Origin of the sequence: Kitasatospora sp. NPDC053057 (assembly GCF_044546945.1) — a bacterium.
Lineage (GTDB): Bacteria > Actinomycetota > Actinomycetes > Streptomycetales > Streptomycetaceae > Kitasatospora.
Window position 1 is genome coordinate 30,189 of sequence record NZ_JBITZP010000034.1, and the last position, 14,223, is coordinate 44,411.

At 73.9% G+C, this 14,223-nt stretch carries 15 protein-coding genes; 9 read left to right on the top strand and 6 right to left on the bottom strand.

Annotated elements, in window-relative coordinates; all coding sequences use genetic code 11:
• Positions 1–369: 369 nt before the first annotated feature.
• From ACIG5E_RS28975 to ACIG5E_RS28985, 3 genes are read left to right on the top strand one after another with little or no spacing between them, the layout of a single operon-like run.
• Positions 370–1,443 (top strand): HesA/MoeB/ThiF family protein, encoded by a 1,074-nt coding sequence (locus tag ACIG5E_RS28975; protein ID WP_396538237.1) that lies wholly within the window; start codon positions 370–372, stop codon positions 1,441–1,443.
• Positions 1,436–2,662, top strand: coding sequence for a hypothetical protein (locus ACIG5E_RS28980; protein ID WP_396538239.1), 1,227 nt, complete (start codon positions 1,436–1,438; stop codon positions 2,660–2,662). Before ACIG5E_RS28975 ends, ACIG5E_RS28980 begins: the two co-directional genes overlap by 8 nt.
• Positions 2,663–2,700: 38 nt before the next feature.
• Positions 2,701–3,300 (top strand): hypothetical protein, encoded by a 600-nt coding sequence (locus ACIG5E_RS28985; protein WP_396538241.1) that lies wholly within the window; start codon positions 2,701–2,703, stop codon positions 3,298–3,300.
• Here the strand turns inward: ACIG5E_RS28985 and ACIG5E_RS28990 are convergent.
• On the bottom strand, positions 3,288–4,322 hold the full coding sequence (locus ACIG5E_RS28990; protein WP_396538243.1) for a TolB family protein: 1,035 nt from the start codon (positions 4,320–4,322) through the stop codon (positions 3,288–3,290). The genes ACIG5E_RS28985 and ACIG5E_RS28990 overlap by 13 nt on opposite strands.
• 364 nt (positions 4,323–4,686) lie before the next feature.
• Here ACIG5E_RS28990 and ACIG5E_RS28995 point away from each other — a divergent pair, with 364 nt between their 5' ends.
• Together ACIG5E_RS28995 and ACIG5E_RS29000 are read left to right on the top strand one after the other, a co-directional pair.
• Positions 4,687–4,830, top strand: a complete 144-nt coding sequence (locus ACIG5E_RS28995) for a hypothetical protein (protein WP_396538245.1) — start codon at positions 4,687–4,689, stop codon at positions 4,828–4,830.
• On the top strand, positions 4,820–4,978 hold the full coding sequence (locus tag ACIG5E_RS29000; protein WP_396538247.1) for a hypothetical protein: 159 nt from the start codon (positions 4,820–4,822) through the stop codon (positions 4,976–4,978). Before ACIG5E_RS28995 ends, ACIG5E_RS29000 begins: the two co-directional genes overlap by 11 nt.
• 4 nt (positions 4,979–4,982) lie before the next feature.
• On the opposite strand, the gene ACIG5E_RS29005 is transcribed toward ACIG5E_RS29000, so the two are convergent.
• Entirely contained in the window at positions 4,983–6,296 is a 1,314-nt protein-coding gene (locus ACIG5E_RS29005) for a DUF5685 family protein (protein WP_396538249.1), read from the bottom strand.
• A gap of 293 nt (positions 6,297–6,589) precedes the next feature.
• On the opposite strand from ACIG5E_RS29005, the gene ACIG5E_RS29010 reads away from it, so the two are divergent.
• On the top strand, positions 6,590–7,276 hold the full coding sequence (locus tag ACIG5E_RS29010) for an alpha/beta fold hydrolase (protein WP_396538251.1): 687 nt from the start codon (positions 6,590–6,592) through the stop codon (positions 7,274–7,276).
• A 157-nt stretch (positions 7,277–7,433) separates the two neighbouring features.
• On the opposite strand, the gene ACIG5E_RS29015 is transcribed toward ACIG5E_RS29010, so the two are convergent.
• Positions 7,434–8,846: a DUF2252 domain-containing protein gene (locus ACIG5E_RS29015; protein ID WP_396538253.1), complete on the bottom strand. Its 1,413-nt coding sequence runs from the start codon at positions 8,844–8,846 to the stop codon at positions 7,434–7,436.
• Positions 8,847–8,999: 153 nt separating this feature from the next.
• On the opposite strand from ACIG5E_RS29015, the gene ACIG5E_RS29020 reads away from it, so the two are divergent.
• Positions 9,000–9,437: a DUF2809 domain-containing protein gene (locus tag ACIG5E_RS29020; RefSeq protein WP_396538255.1), complete on the top strand. Its 438-nt coding sequence runs from the start codon at positions 9,000–9,002 to the stop codon at positions 9,435–9,437.
• Between the two features lie 7 nt (positions 9,438–9,444).
• On the opposite strand, the gene ACIG5E_RS29025 is transcribed toward ACIG5E_RS29020, so the two are convergent.
• Positions 9,445–10,227 carry an SGNH/GDSL hydrolase family protein gene (locus ACIG5E_RS29025; protein WP_396538257.1) on the bottom strand — a complete coding sequence of 261 codons (783 nt, stop codon included), beginning with the start codon at positions 10,225–10,227 and terminating at the stop codon, positions 9,445–9,447.
• A 253-nt stretch (positions 10,228–10,480) separates the two neighbouring features.
• Between ACIG5E_RS29025 and ACIG5E_RS29030 the strand changes: the two genes are divergently transcribed.
• Positions 10,481–11,362: an MBL fold metallo-hydrolase gene (locus ACIG5E_RS29030; protein ID WP_396538259.1), complete on the top strand. Its 882-nt coding sequence runs from the start codon at positions 10,481–10,483 to the stop codon at positions 11,360–11,362.
• A gap of 158 nt (positions 11,363–11,520) precedes the next feature.
• Positions 11,521–12,345 carry a dimethylargininase gene (gene ddaH / locus ACIG5E_RS29035; RefSeq protein WP_396538261.1) on the top strand — a complete coding sequence of 275 codons (825 nt, stop codon included), beginning with the start codon at positions 11,521–11,523 and terminating at the stop codon, positions 12,343–12,345.
• An 82-nt stretch (positions 12,346–12,427) separates the two neighbouring features.
• On the opposite strand, the gene ACIG5E_RS29040 is transcribed toward ddaH, so the two are convergent.
• Complete coding sequence (locus ACIG5E_RS29040) at positions 12,428–13,609, bottom strand: globin domain-containing protein (RefSeq protein WP_396538263.1); 1,182 nt, start codon at positions 13,607–13,609, stop codon at positions 12,428–12,430.
• Positions 13,610–13,698: 89 nt separating this feature from the next.
• A complete protein-coding gene (locus ACIG5E_RS29045; protein ID WP_396538265.1) occupies positions 13,699–14,142 on the bottom strand; it encodes an RrF2 family transcriptional regulator in 444 nt (147 codons plus the stop codon).
• Positions 14,143–14,223 lie beyond the last annotated feature (81 nt).

Sequence of the window (14,223 nt, forward strand, 5' to 3'; positions counted from 1 at the left end):
GGGTAGCCGACGGAGAGCGGTCGAGTAGTGGGACCGCTGAGGATGGTGACCACAGCCCCGCCGGGCCCCACCCGGTGGGTCTGACGGACCGCTCCGGTCCGGCTTGTGACTCACCCCCTAAGGAGACGATCATGCAGAACGAGAACACCGAGAAGGTCACCGTCCAGGTCGAGGACGAGGTCGCGGCCATCGAGATCCGCATGCTCGACCGGATCGAGACCATCGGTAACAAGTCCGCCCAGGGCTGATCCCTCGACGGAGCGACACCGAGTGCCGGCGGGGGGTCCGTCCCCCGCCGGCACGTCCGCGTCACCCCCCCCCGACACACATCACCTGCGCACCGACCGACTCCCGGGGAGAGCTGCCCTGATGAGACTTCCGAAGGTCAAGTTCGACCACCTGCCGTACCGTACCGACGACGGCTCGGTGCGGATCGGCGGCGAGCTCTACGGCCTCGGGGCCGAGATCCGCGACCCCCACGGGTGGATCTGGACGGCCCTCGGCCTGATGGACGGTACCCGTGGCGAGGACCGCATCGCCGACGAACTGCGCGCGGATCACCCCGAGTTGACGCCCGCATCGGCCGCCAAGCTGGTCCGCGGACTGATCGGCACCGGCTACGTCGAGGACGCGGCCGGCGCCACCACCGACCTGCTCGACGCCGCCGAACAGGACCGGTACGCCAAGAACCAGGCCTTCTTCCGCCGGACCGACCTCCGGCCCCGGGAGAGCCAGTGGGACGCCCAGCTGAAGCTCAAGCGCGCGAGCGTGGTGGTGCTTGGCGTCGGCGGCACCGGCAGCCACGCCGCCTGGGCGCTCGCCGCGGCCGGCGTCGGCCGGGTGCACTGCGTCGACCCGGACCGCGTCGAGCTCTCCAACCTGACCCGCCAGGTCCTGTACGCCGAGGCCGACCTCGGCCGCCCCAAGGCGGAGGTCGCCGCCGAGCGGCTGCGCGCCGTCAACTCCCGCATCGAGGTCACCCACGACACCCGGACCGTGAGCGGCCGGGCCGACCTCGCCGAACTGGTCACCGGGCACGACGCCCTGGCCCTGTGCGCGGACGAGCCCGACAGCGAGACCATCCGCGGTTGGGCCTCGGAGGTCTGCGCGCAGACCGGCGTCCCCTGGGTCGGCGGCGGCTACAACGGCCCCTTCATCTCCGTCGGCACCTTCACCCGGGAAGGCCCCTGCTTCCAGTGCCTCGCCGCCGGCGAGGAGGCCCAACTGCCCGCCGGACCACCGCCCAGGCTCGGCGGCGAGGGCGTGCTCTCGGCCTCCGCCGGCATCTCCGGCAACCTGGTCGCCTACGAGGTGATCGCCCTGCTCACGGGGACCTCCCGGCTGGCCCCGGGCTACATGCGGGCGGTCAACCTGATCGCCTCGGACGACAAGCCGCTGATCCGCCACGAGCGCCGACCCGACTGCCCCAACTGCCGTGGCTGAGGCCGTCGGTGGCGGCGAGCAGGCCGTCGTGGAGCGGGTGGTCTTCCACCCGCTCGGCATGCGCGAGGACGCCGGGGAGTGGATCGTCGGCCGGGCCGACACCGGTGACTTCGTGGCGCTGCCGCCCGAAGGCGTCCAGGCCATCCGGCTGCTCCAGTCCGGCCTGTCGGTGGCCGAGACGGCGGCCCGCATCCAGCGCGACACCGGCCGCCGCCTGGCCGTCGCCCCCTTCGTCGACTCCCTGACGGCGCTGGGCTTCGTCCGCTCGGTGGACGGCCGCGAGGTGGACTCCGCCCCGCCGGTGCGGCCCAGCCTGCCCTGGATCCGCACCGAGCACGTCCGCCGGCTGCTCAGCCCGGTCGTCCCCGCCGTCCTGCTCGCGATCGCCGCGGCCGCCGGCCTCGTGCTGGCCGTGCAGCCCCGGCTGCGGCCTGGCTGGCACGACCTGGTGTGGAGCGACCGCGGCACCTTCGTGCTCGCCGGGCAGGCCGCGCTCGCCTGGGTGCTGCTCTACGTCCACGAGCTGTCCCACCTGCTGACGGCGCGCGCCGCCGGGGTGCCCGGGACGATCCGGCTGGGCACCCGGCTGCAGTTCCTGGTGATGCAGACCGACGTCTCCGGCATCTGGCAGTGCACCCGGCGGGTCCGGTGCACCGTCTACCTCTCCGGGATCGTGCTGGACCTCGGTGTCGCCGGCGGCTGCGTGCTCATCGAGGCCGGCACCGGCCCGAACCGGTTCCTCTCCCTGCTCGTGCTCAGCAAGCTGCTCGCCGTGGCCGTCGAGTTCATGGTCTTCATGCGGACCGACGTCTACTTCCTGCTCCAGGACCTGCTGTCCTGCCGCAACCTCTACCAGGACGCGGCCGTCTACTGCCGCCACCTCGCGCTCCGGTGCGCGGGCCGGGCCCAGCCCTCCCCGCTGGCCCGCCTGCGGCCGCGGGAGCGGCGCATCGTCCGCGGCTACGCCGTGCTGATGGTGCTGGGCTCCGCGGGCTCGCTCGTCCTCGGCTACCTGCTCTTCGCCAGGGTCACCCTGGTGCTCCTGGCCCGGGCCCTGCACACCCTCGGCGGCCCCGCCGACCCGCTCTCGCTCGCCGACGCCGTCGCCACGGTCCTCGCCCTGGTCGCCGCCCAGGGCCTGTGGGTGCGGGCCTGGTGGCGCCGCCACGGCCCGAAGGTCCGCCGGCTGCTCGGCGGCGGGGGTTCAAGAAGCCTGTAGCTCGACCGGTGGTACGCCCGACTGGTATCGATAGGGGCGTGCGATTCGAACTAGTGCCGATGCCGGACGAGGTGGGGGAGCGGCCCCGGGACGGACGCGGGTACCCGGTGCCGGCGATCACGCCGTGGCAGGACGGGCAGCCGCAGTTCGCCCTGACCGACCACGGGCGCAGCGCCGACTGCGCGTTGGAGCGCCGGTGTTCGGTGTGCGGGATGTTCATGGCGCGCGGGCCGGTGTGGCGGGTGGTGGGGCCGGCCGAGAGCGCCGCGATCGCCGAGGCGATCGCGGCGGGGCGCCCGTACCGCAATCTCGCGCCGACCATGGAGGGCCCCGGGCACCGCGCCTGCATGCTGTACGCCTCGATGGTGTGCCCGTACCTGGCCCGGCCCAATGCCCGCCGGAAGGTGACCGCCGAGGGCGGGGAGGACTGGCTGACCGCCGCCGCCGTCCGCGGTGCGGCCCGTGGCGGGACGGGGGCGGTGGTCGGGTTCGGTGACTACGAGTACGCGGTCACCGAGACCCGGGTGCTGTTCCGCTTCCTCGACGTGGTCGAGTTCCTGCCGCACGAGTCCGCCGACGAGCATCTGGCCGAGCTGCGGGCCGAGTTGGCCCGGTCGGCGCGGGATCAGGGCCGGTAGACCGGCAGGCCCAGGAGGGTGGAGACCTGGGTCGGCGCGGCGGAGCCGTCGGCCGGCACGGTGTCGATGCCCTCGGGGGTGCGGGCCGCGATGGTCTTGCCGTCGGGGGACCAGGCGGGCTCGGTGAAGTCCGTGGTGGCCGAGGGGGTGAGGTCCTTCTCGGCCTTCTGGTCGTGCTCGGTGGAGCGGGTGAACAGGTGGTCGTGACCGTTCACCGCGCGGACGAAGACGATCTGCCCGCCGTCCGCGGACAGGGCCGGCTGCGAGCCCTTGCCGATGTCCTGGGTGGCCGGGCGGATGTAGTCGTCGTAGATGTACACCTCGTTCGTCGGGGTGTTGGCGTACGCGATGGCAGCCTGCTGGCCGCCCGCGTTGGCCCAGGTGTTGCCGGTCTGCGGTGGCTGGGGGAGGTTCGAGTTGTCGCCGCCCTCGGAGTTGTGCGGGCTGACGTCCTCGACGGTGCCGCCCTTGGCGGGGACCTTCGCCAGCCGCAGCACGCCGGCCTTCTTGGCGGTGAACACGATGTTGTTGTAGCGCTCGGTCTCGTTGGGGACGACGTTGCCGCTCGGCCCCTTCGCCGCGTGCTGCCAGGTCGGGTGGGACCACTCCTCGCCGTCCGGGTGCTTGGCGAGGGTGGCCCTGCCGGTGCCGTCCGGGTTGGCGGTCATCAGATCGCCGCTGTCGCCGACGTAGACGACCTTCTTCCCGTCCGGCGACCAGGCGAGGTCGCGCACCACAGAGCCGAAGTCGACGATGGTGCCGTTCATCGCGACGTTCCTGGTGCCCGTGCTGATGGTCAGGTGGTTGGCGACCGAGGTCCCGTTGACCTCCTTGCGGCCGGGGGCCGGGCTGCCGGAGTGCGAGGCGCCGCCGGGCGCCGCCGTTCCGGGCGCGCTGGTGCCGGGCGCGGCGGTGGCGCCGGGGTCGGCGTTGTCAGGGCCGCAGGCGGAGAGCAGGACCGCGCTGACGGTGGTCATCAGCGCGATCGCTGCGGCGCTGCCGAATCGGTTGCGCACGGACATTCCGGTTCCCCCTTGGTGGTGCTGTTCGCTTTCGTCAAGGAGGTTCGCAGTCCGAGGTCAGCGCCCGGTACCCGCTCTGTCACAGCCCTGGAACAGTACGACCGACACGGCGTCAGTTCGTGTGCGCCACAGGGTGGATGCTGTCCCCGGCGTGCGGTCAGAGGCCGAGTTCGGTGAGCCCCGGGCGGTCGTCGGGGCGGCGGCCCGGCTGCTCCTGGACGCCGCGGTGGATGCCCGGAGCCGAGCGGCTGTGCGCGGCCACGTACTGCTCGGTTCGCCGCCTCGGAAGCCGGGTTCCGGCCCCTCCCGTCCCACCAGCCCCTCGTTTATCGCCCGTTGATCGTCGGCGCCTAGCGTCGGGCCCATGGACGACAGGACGGCCGAGTGGCCGGGGGCGGCGCCCGAGGGGCGGATCACGGAGCAGGACACCGAGCGGTTCCGGCAGTTGCTGGCCGGGCTGGAGAACTCGCTGGCGGCGGACCGGGAGGCGGCGGGGCGTGAGGCCTGAGGCCGCCGAACCGCGCGGCCCGGTGGCGGTGCTGCCGCTCTGGCGGCGCGGGGAGGAGTGCCGGGACGCGGACCGGCCCGGGGTGCTGCGGGGGCACCCCGGGCCGGTGGCGTCCGATCAGCCGGAGGCTGTGCCGGACGAGGCGTGACGGATCACGAGCAGTCGCAGCAGCAGCCGTCGCATCCGCAGTCGTCGCACCCGCAGCTGTCGGAGCAGTCGCACCCGCACTTGCAGCAGTCGCAGCAACTGAGGTCGCAGGAACCGCAGCAGTCGCAGCAGTCGTGCCGCTCGCAGAAGCCCTTGCGGCGCTCGCGGCTGAACGGGTCGTTGTGCTCGCAGCAGAGCAGCTGGCAGGTGCAGGCCATCAGCGCCCACACCGCGCACCCGGCGAGCAGGTTGCGCGGGTGCGGCGGCTTCCCGCCGGGCGGGCTGAAGCCGGGGCCCTGCGGCACCCACGGCGGGACCGGCGCCTGGTTCGGGTCCTGGCCCGGGTACGGGCCGCCCGGATAGCCGGGCGGCACCTGACGCGGCGGCGCGTCGTGGGGGTGCTCGGCGGTGGCGTCGTGGGTGGCGCCGTGCCGGCCGGTGCGGCAGCTCGCGCCGTGCCCGGCCCGGCCGAAGACCCGGTCCACCGCGCTCTCCGTCTCGTGCCCGAGCAGCACGTGCACCAGCGCCCGGTCGGTCAGTTCGACCTCGCGCAGTGCGAGCCGGATGCCGTGCACGGCGTCGCGGCAGAGCCGTTCGGCCTCGGCGCGGTCGGTGCCGGTGGCGGTCAGCGGGTTCCAGGCGCCCGAGGCGGCGTCGGCGGCCTGGTCCTCGGCGGCGTCGAGGAGGTGGGCGAGCCGGCCGAACAGCCGTCCCGCCTCGGCGAGCGGCGCGGCGTTGCCGGGGCGGCCGGCGATCACGGCGGTGTGCGCGAAGGCGGCCGAGGTGGCGGTCTCGGTGGGCTCGGTGACCAGCAGCACGGAGCTGCCGGGCAGCAGCGAGCGCTCCAACTCGCCCTGCCGGGAGGCGGCGTCGAGCAGCACGGCGGTGTCGAAGCCGACGGTGGAGGCGCTGCCCGCGCTCTTGCGGTCCCAGCGCCGGGTCACGGCGCGGGCCCCGACGGCGACCGGGCGGCGGGCGAACACGCCGTCCCGGTCCTCGACGTGGTCACGGATCTTCACCGAGGCGAGCGCGAGCGAGACGGCCGCCGCCAGCCGGGCGCCCTCGCCCTTGGCGACGGAGGCGGTGCGCATGCCGCGCAGCGGGCAGGGCCCGGCGGTGCGGCGCCAGGTCGAGTCCTCCCGGGCGGCCTGGGCCTCGACCAGGACGGAGATGATCAGCCCGTCGTAGTTGGTGGCGGTCCGGGCGAGCTGCCCGTGATCGTCCCGCAGGGCGAGGCAGAGCCCGCACAGGTGCGCCATCCAGGAGGCCTGGAGGCGTTCGGACAGCCGGTGCCTGCACGGTCTGATGATGCCGAACACGATCCTGGATCCCCCTCGCCGATGGGCCGCTGACCGGCCACTTTGTCGGCGTACATCATATGATCACCGGCGCGTCGGGGGCGCCATGTCGGCCGAACCGGAGCCGAGCAGCGGACTCGTCGCCCACGGGGCGCCCGCCGCCCGTCCCGCCCTGGCTGCTCGCCCTGCTCCAACTGCTCGGCGGCGCCCCGGTCGGGTGAGCGCGTGGGAGCGGACGTCGGAGGATCCGGTCGCGGTGAGCCGAGGGCGAACAGCCACGCGGTAGCGGCCGATCGGCGCGTACGGTGGCGGGCATGACGACAGTACGGACGGTGCGGCTGCCCGAGGTCACCCTCGCCTACCACGAGAGCGGACGACCCGACGGCCCGCCGCTGGTGCTGCTGCACGGCCTCGGCGAGCGCGCCGCCGACTGGGACGTCGTGCTGCCCGACCTCGCCCCCCGACACCAGGTGTACGCGCTCGACCTGCGCGGCCACGGCGACAGCGGCCGCACCGCCGCGTACGGGCTGGAGGCGATGCGCGAGGACGTGCTCGCCTTCCTCGACGCGCTCGGCCTGGACCGGGTCGACCTGGTCGGCCACTCGATGGGCGGCGCCGTCGCCTACCTGCTCGCCCAGGCCGCGCCCGAGCGGATCGACCGGCTGGTCCTGGAGGAGATCCCCGCCCTGCACCCGCGCCCGTCGAGCGTGCCGCCCGAGGGAGCGGATGAACCGGCGCACTTCGACTGGGCGATGGTCCGGGCCGTCAAGGCGCAGCTCGACACCCCCGACCCGGCCTGGCGGGAAGGGCTGACCCGGATCACCGCCCCCACTCTGGCCGTCGCGGGCGGGCCCACCAGCCACGTCCCCCAGGAGCGGATCGCCGAACTCGCCCGGCTGATCCCGGACTGCCGCCTGGTCACCATCGAGGCCGGGCACCTGGTACACAGTGCCCGCCCGGCCGAGTTCATCGCCGCCGTGGCGCCGTTCCTGGAAGCCTGAGCCGGGACTCCGGGTCGAGCGAGCCGCCAGCCGGATCCCGATGGCCGCTACCGCCAGGCCACGCCCTCGGCCTCCAGCGCCCGGTGCAGCACCTCGGCCCCGTCCCGCAGATCCGGGGTGCCGAGCAGCGCCACACTGATCGAAAGTCCCATGCCCGCTACACCCCCTGCTCGGCGGGCAGCCGCCCGCTGCGCACCGCCGTCACCAGCTCGGCGTGGTCGGCCTCGGTGCGGTCCGCGTAGGCGACGGCGAAGGCGGCGACGGCCTCGTCCAGCGCCTCGCTCTTGCCGCAGTACCCGGCGAGCAGGCCCGGGTCGGCGGTGTGGGCGTGGGCGCGGGCGAGCAGGGCGCCGGTGATCCGGGCGTAGTCGTCCAGCTGGGCCGGCAGCAGCGCGACCGGGTCGACGCTGCCCTTGCGGTTGCGGAACTGCCGTACCTGGTAGGGGAGTCCGTCGACAGTCGTCCAGCCGAGCAGGGTGTCGCTGACCACCTGCATGTGCTTCTGTCCCAGCACCACCCGCCGGCCCTCGTGCTCCTCCGCCGTCCGCTGCCCATGGCCGTCGAGGTACGGCAGCAGCACGGACGGCCGGGCCTCCTTCACCTGCAGCACCAGCGGCTGGTCCCGGTGGTCGGTGAGCAGTACGACGTAGGAGCGGGTGCCGACACTGCCGGTGCCGACCACCCGGAACGCCACGTCCTGCACCCGGTACCGGGACAGCAGGGTGCGCACCTCGGCGGGCACCGTCGCCACGTACGGGCCGAGCGCCTCGGCCACCGCCCGGGCGGTCCCGTCGGTGACCTGGGTGAGCACCGGCGCGGCGGCCGTGAACCGCCAACCGCCGTCCGCGGTACGGGTGGTGCTGCGGGCGGCGAACCGGGCGCTGGTGTTGCCGAGCGCCTTGGCGCCGACCTTCCGCAGCACCTCGGCGAGGTCGTGCGCCTCGGCGAAGGACACCAACTGCTCGTCCGCCACGGCGTTCCAGGCGTCCAGGGCGGGCAGCTTGGCGAGCGTGCGCATGGTGCGGCGGTAGGAGCCGGCCGCGTGCTGGGCGGCCGCGCGGGCGGTGGTCTCGCCGGCACCGGTCTCCCGGCCGGCCAGCACCAGGCTGGTGGCGAGCCGCTTGAGGTCCCACTCCCAGGGGCCCGGTACGGTCTCGTCGAAGTCGTTGATGTCCATGACGAGTTGGCCGCGCGCATCGCCGTACAGCCCGAAGTTCGCCGCATGCGCGTCCCCGCACAGCTGCGCGGTGACGCCGGTCACCGGCGTGCCCGCGAGGTCGGCGGCCATCAGCCCGGCCGACCCGCGCAGGAAGGCGAACGGCGTGGCGGCCATCCGGCCCACCCGGATCGGCACCAGGCCCGCGATCCGGCCCGCGTTGGACGCTTCCAGCGCCGCCACCGCCGTGGGCCGGTCGGCCGCGGGCGCGAACTCCGCGTGCCGCTCCCGGGGCACCCGACCCCGCAGCGCCTTCCCCCGCTCCCTCGCCCGCTGCGCCCGGCCGTCCGGCCCGGTCGCGAACCCGGGGACGGTGAACTTCCGGCGCCCCGTGGTGTTCCCGTTGTCCGTCACTGTTCCCCGCCCGCTCGCCTTGCTCGAACTCCCGCCCGTGACCTGCACGGACGGCTCGTCAGGGGGAGTGACGTCCGGCGTCGCGCCGTGGTTCCGGGGGCGGGGGCGGGGGTGCGGATGTGACGGATGGGGACCGCACGTAGCCTGGGGCGGATGGACGATCTCCGCAGTCTCCCGCCCCGACGGCTACGGCCGGAGTTGCTCACCCGACTCCCCGCCGCCGCGGCCGCGTTGCTCACGGTGGCGGCCGGCCTGGGTGTACGCGCCGCCATGACCGGCGACCCGGCGAAGTACGCGGGCGACGCGCTCTACACCGTCCTGGTCTACGCCGTGGTGGTGCTGGTCGCGCCGAAGGTGCGGCCGGCGCGGGCCGCGCTGGTGGCGGCCGGGGTGAGCTGGGCGGTGGAGCTGTTCCAGGCCACCGGGCTGCCGGACGCGTGGGGGCGGCACAGCGGGCTGGTGCACCTGGTGCTCGGGTCGACCTTCAACCCGCCGGACCTGCTCTGGTACCTGGTCGGCGCGGCCGGTGCCGCACTGCCGCACCGGGTGCTGCGGTCCGGTGGGACCGCGGCACCCGGTGGCACTGCTTGACGGATCGTCAGAGCGGGAGCAGCTCCGGCCGCTTGGCCTCGACGTGGTCGCCCGAGGACTCGCCGCGCAGGCGACGGCCGACCCAGGGGATCAGGTGCTCGCGGGCCCACTGGAGGTTCTCGCGCCGCTGGTCGGCGGGAGAGAGGACGCGGGTGGTCGGCCACGGGGCCTCCGGGTCGTCCTCGGTGCGCAGGCCCAGCGAGCGGGCGGCCAGCAGGGCGACCCGCTGGTGCCCCTCGGGGGACAGGTGGAGCCGGTCCTCGCTCCAGGCGCGGCGGTCCTGCACCGCGCGCAGCGACCACAGGTCGGCCACCTTGCAGTCGTAGCGGTCGGCGACCGCCCGCATGTGGCCGTTGTAGGTGGCGATCTTGCCGCGCAGGTGCTTGATCAGCGGCACCTCGCGGGTGTCGAAGCCGGTGCAGATCAGCACCGTCCCGGCGTTCTCGGCGAGTTGGGCGATGGCGGCCTCGAAGCGCTCGGCCACCTCGTCCGGGTCGCTGCCGGGCCGGAGGATGTCGTTGCCACCGGCGCAGAAGGTGACCAGGTCGGGCTGGAGCCGGCGGACCTGCGGCACCTGCTCGGCCACGATCTGGTCCAGCAGCCGTCCGCGCACCGCCAGGTTGGCGTAGCGGAACCCGCCCGGCGGCCTGCCTTCGGCGAGCATCCCGGCCAGGCGGTCGGCCCAGCCGGCGAAGGCGCCGTCGGCACCGGGGTCGTTCAGACCCTCGGTGAAGCTGTCCCCGAGGGCGGCGTACGAACTGAGGTCAAGGGTCTCCTGGAGGTTCGGCATGAAAGAGATAGTTCACCTCTTCAAGTGACCTACGCCACCGTAGGTGACCCTGGCGGTACGTGAGATGGGCCACGTAGCCCGCGCGGCCCCGGTCCGAGCCGTCGGAGCTCGCCCTGCGCGGTGCCGCGCCCAGAGCGCCGTGCACCGGAAAGCACAAGATCCGGGCCCCCTTCCGCTTTCCGGCCCGTCCGGACCATGCTCGAAGTACGGCGCGCCGCACCGGCGGCCGTTCTTCCTGGGGGAGAACCGGACCATGAACCCTTCCGAGAACTGGACCGTCGACGACCGCTGCACCAACTGCGACGTGGCCCGGCAGCTAGCGCCCGACCTGATCCGCGAGCACGCCCGCAAGTCCGAACTGATCCGCCAGCCGCGCGACGAGGCCGAGCAGCGGCAGCTGCTCGCCGCCGCCCACGCCTGCCCGACCCGCTCGATCCGCCCCGGCACCGGCCGGCTCGACCCGGCCACCGACCCGTTCCCGCTCGCGCTGGACGAGGACGGGGACGTGCTGCTGCTCGGCCACAACTCCCGGCAGACCGCGGGCGCCAACTCCTACCTGTGCCGCCGGCCCAACGGCTGGGTGATGATCGACACGCCCCGCTACAGCGAGGCGCTCGCCGCCCGCTACCAGGCGCTCGGCCCGGTCACCGACGTCCTGCTCACCCACCGCGACCACGCGGCACACGGCCGGGAGTACGCCGACCGGCTGGGCGCCCGGCTGTGGATCCACGAGGGAGACCTCGCCTCCGCCCCCGACGCCGACGAGGTGCTGCGCGGCACCGACCCGGTGGAGATCTCGCCCGGCCTGGTCGCCCACCCCTTCCCCGGCCACACCCTGGGCAGCGTGCTGTACGTCGCCGACCAGCGCTACTGCTTCAGCGGTGACAGCCTGTACTGGTCCCGCACCAACGAGGACATCGAGGTGCAGGAGGCGGTGACCTGGTACTCGATCGAGGAGCAGTCCGCCTCGCTGGACCGAAGCCTGGACGCGCTGCGCTTCGAATGGCTGCTGCCGGGCCACGGCGACAAGCAGCGGATGCCCGCCGAGGAGGCGGACCGCCGACTGCGCGCCCTCGCCGTCCGCGCCCGGGCGCTGCGGACCGAGCCGGTGGACTTCGCCGCCGTGCGCTGGTAGCCCCGGGCGGCATGGCCGTGCGCCGGGGCTCGCGCCGGGTGCGCGGGGGGTTGCGCCCGCCGGGAACGCCCGCGCGGGTGTGCGAACGGGAGCGACGGGGCAGCCGCCTCTGGAGCGACGCGTACCCCGACTCCCCGCGATCCGAGGACGGTTGAGCAATGCCCACGCACACCCCGGCGCGTACGGCGCGGCCCCGGCGCTACCTGATGTGCCGGCCCACGTACTTCACGGTGGACTACGCGATCAACCCGTGGATGGACCCGGCGCAGCCCACCGACACCGAGCTCGCCGTCCGCCAGTGGGAGCGGCTGCACCTGACGTACCGGCGCCTCGGCCACACCGTCGAGCTGATCGACCCGGTGCCGGGCCTGCCCGACATGGTCTACGCCGCCAACGGCGCGACCGTGCTGGACGGCCGGGCCCTGGTGGCGACCTTCCGCCACCGGGAACGGGCCGCCGAGTCGGAGGCCTACCAGTCCTGGTTCCGCCTGCACGGCTACCGCGCGGTGCGCCGCGCCGGGCACGTCAACGAGGGCGAGGGCGACCACCTGGTGGTCGGCCGCCGGGTGCTCGCCGGGACGGGCTTCCGCACCTCGCGGGCCGCGCACGCCGAGGCGGAGCAGCTGTTCGGCGTGCCGGTGGTCAGCCTGACCCTGGTCGACCCGCGCTTCTACCACCTGGACACCGCGCTGGCCGTCCTCGCCGACGACGACGTCATGTACTACCCGGAGGCCTTCGACTTCCACAGCCGCTCGGTGCTGCGCTCCCTCTACCCGGACGCGATCCTCGCCGACCGGGCCGACGCCGAGGTGTTCGGGCTGAACGCGGTCTCGGACGGCCGCCGGGTGCTGCTCCCGGAGGCGGCCAAGAATCTGGCGGGCCGGCTCGCCGAGCACGGCTACGAGCCGATCCCGGTGGACGTCTCCGAGTTGCTCAAGGGCGGCGGCGGGGCGAAGTGCTGCACCCTCGAACTCAGGCCGTGACGAAACGGCGCGGGCCCGCCCGTGAAGGTAACGGGCGGGCCGGTGCCGGCGAAGGAGGCTGCGCAGGAACCTTCTTGAGGGATCAGGCGCCGGCGCCGTGCCAGAGGTCCGGCCCGAACACCTCGTAGTGGATGTCCGCCGCCGGGACGCCCGCCTCGATCAGCTGCCCGCGCACGGCGCGCAGGAAGGGCAGCGGGCCGCACAGGTAGGCGGTGGTGCCGGCCGGGACCTCGACGGTCGACAGGTCGGCCAGGCCGGTGCGCTCGGCCGGCCACTCGCCGAGCGGCTGCTCGTAGAAGACGTGGGCGGTGGCGTTGGCCAGCTTGGCGGTCAGCTGCTCCAGGTCGGCGCGGAAGGCGTGGCTGAGCTGGTCGCGGTCGCCGTGCACCGAGACGACCTGCCGGGTGGAACCGGTGGCGGCCAGGTGGTCGAGCATGGCGGTCATCGGGGTGTTGCCGATGCCGGCCGAGGCGAGCAGCACCGGGCCGTCGCCCTCGGCGAGGAAGATGTCGCCCAGCGGGGGAGCCAGCTCGACGGTGTCGCCGGCCTGCAGGTGGTCGTGCAGGTGGCCGGAGACCTCGCCGTCACGCTTGACGCTGAAGCGCAGGGCGTTGTCGGCGCCGCCGGACAGGCTGTACTGGCGGATCTGGTGGGCGCCGTCGGCCAGTTCGGTGCGCACCGAGACGTACTGGCCGGGGCGGGAGGCCGGGAGGGGGCGGCCGTCGGCCGGGCGGACCAGGTAGGTGGTGACGGTCTCGGTCTCCTGGTGGCGGGCGACCACGGTGTACGGGCGCCACAGGTCGGCCTGGTCGCCGCCGGCCGCGGCCTCGGCGCGCAGCCGCTTCTCAATGGCCATCAGAGCGTTGGCCATCAGCCAGTAGACCTCGTCCCAGGCGGTGGCGACCTCGGGGGTGACGGCCTCGCCGAGGACCTCGACGATCGCGGCGAACAGGTGCTCGTGGACGACCTTGTACTGCTCGTCGTTGATCCCGACCGAGACGTGCTTGTGGGCGATCCGCGCGAGCATCGCGTCCGGGCGCTGGTCGGGGTTGGCGATCAGCGCCGAGGCGAAGGCGGCTATCGAGCCGGCCAGCGCCTCGCGCTGGGTGCCGTTGGCCTGGTTGCCCCGGTTGAACAGGTCGCGCAGCAGCTCCGGGTGCGCGGCGAAGAGCCGGTCGTAGAAGCGCGGGGTGATGTCACCGATCGCGCCGCCCACGACGGGCAGGGTGGCCTCGACGACCTCGGCGGACTTCGCGGACAGCATCAGAGGAGCTCCTGACTGGTAGCTGAGAACTGGTATCTGAGATTCGCATTAAAGCCTGTGGGCGCCGACTGACCCCCGGGGGGATGGGGTCAGTCGGCGGGTCTGGGGGTGAGGCTGAGCAGCACCGGCCCGGTGGGGGAGGCCACCAGGTCGTCGATGCTGAGCGGGTCGAGCGCCGCGAAGAACGCCTCCTGCGCGGTGCGCAGCGCCCCGCGCAGCCGACAGGCGGCCCGCAGCGGGCACGGTGGGTCGTCCTCGCAGCCGACCACGTCGCCGATGCCCTCCAGCTCCCGCAGCAGCAGGCCGAGTGAACCGGTCCGCCCGGCGAAGGTGATCATCAGCCCGCCGCCGCGTCCGCGCCGGGCCTCCACCACTCCGAGGTGCTGCAGCCTGCTGACCACCTTCGCCGCGTGGGTGTACGGCACGCCGACCGACTCGGCCACCTCCCGGGTGGTCGGGTTCTCGCCCTCGCCGAGTACGGCGAGTCGCATCGCGATGCGGAGGGCGATGTCGGTGCTCTTGGTCAGCCTCACGATCGAACGCTAACGAATACGACTCCACAACTCCAATTTCCTGCCGGATCCTGACTGAGACCCTGGTCACGTCGCCGGACA

Coding starts and splice junctions, on each gene's coding strand:
- ACIG5E_RS28975 (WP_396538237.1), top strand. CDS start 370: ATGAGACTTCCGAAGGTCAAGTTCGACCACCTGCCGTACCGTACCGAC.
- ACIG5E_RS28990 (WP_396538243.1), bottom strand. CDS start 4,322: ATGTCCGTGCGCAACCGATTCGGCAGCGCCGCAGCGATCGCGCTGATG.
- ACIG5E_RS28995 (WP_396538245.1), top strand. CDS start 4,687: ATGGACGACAGGACGGCCGAGTGGCCGGGGGCGGCGCCCGAGGGGCGG.
- ACIG5E_RS29010 (WP_396538251.1), top strand. CDS start 6,590: ATGACGACAGTACGGACGGTGCGGCTGCCCGAGGTCACCCTCGCCTAC.
- ACIG5E_RS29020 (WP_396538255.1), top strand. CDS start 9,000: ATGGACGATCTCCGCAGTCTCCCGCCCCGACGGCTACGGCCGGAGTTG.
- ACIG5E_RS29025 (WP_396538257.1), bottom strand. CDS start 10,227: ATGCCGAACCTCCAGGAGACCCTTGACCTCAGTTCGTACGCCGCCCTC.
- ACIG5E_RS29030 (WP_396538259.1), top strand. CDS start 10,481: ATGAACCCTTCCGAGAACTGGACCGTCGACGACCGCTGCACCAACTGC.
- ddaH (WP_396538261.1), top strand. CDS start 11,521: ATGCCCACGCACACCCCGGCGCGTACGGCGCGGCCCCGGCGCTACCTG.
- ACIG5E_RS29040 (WP_396538263.1), bottom strand. CDS start 13,609: ATGCTGTCCGCGAAGTCCGCCGAGGTCGTCGAGGCCACCCTGCCCGTC.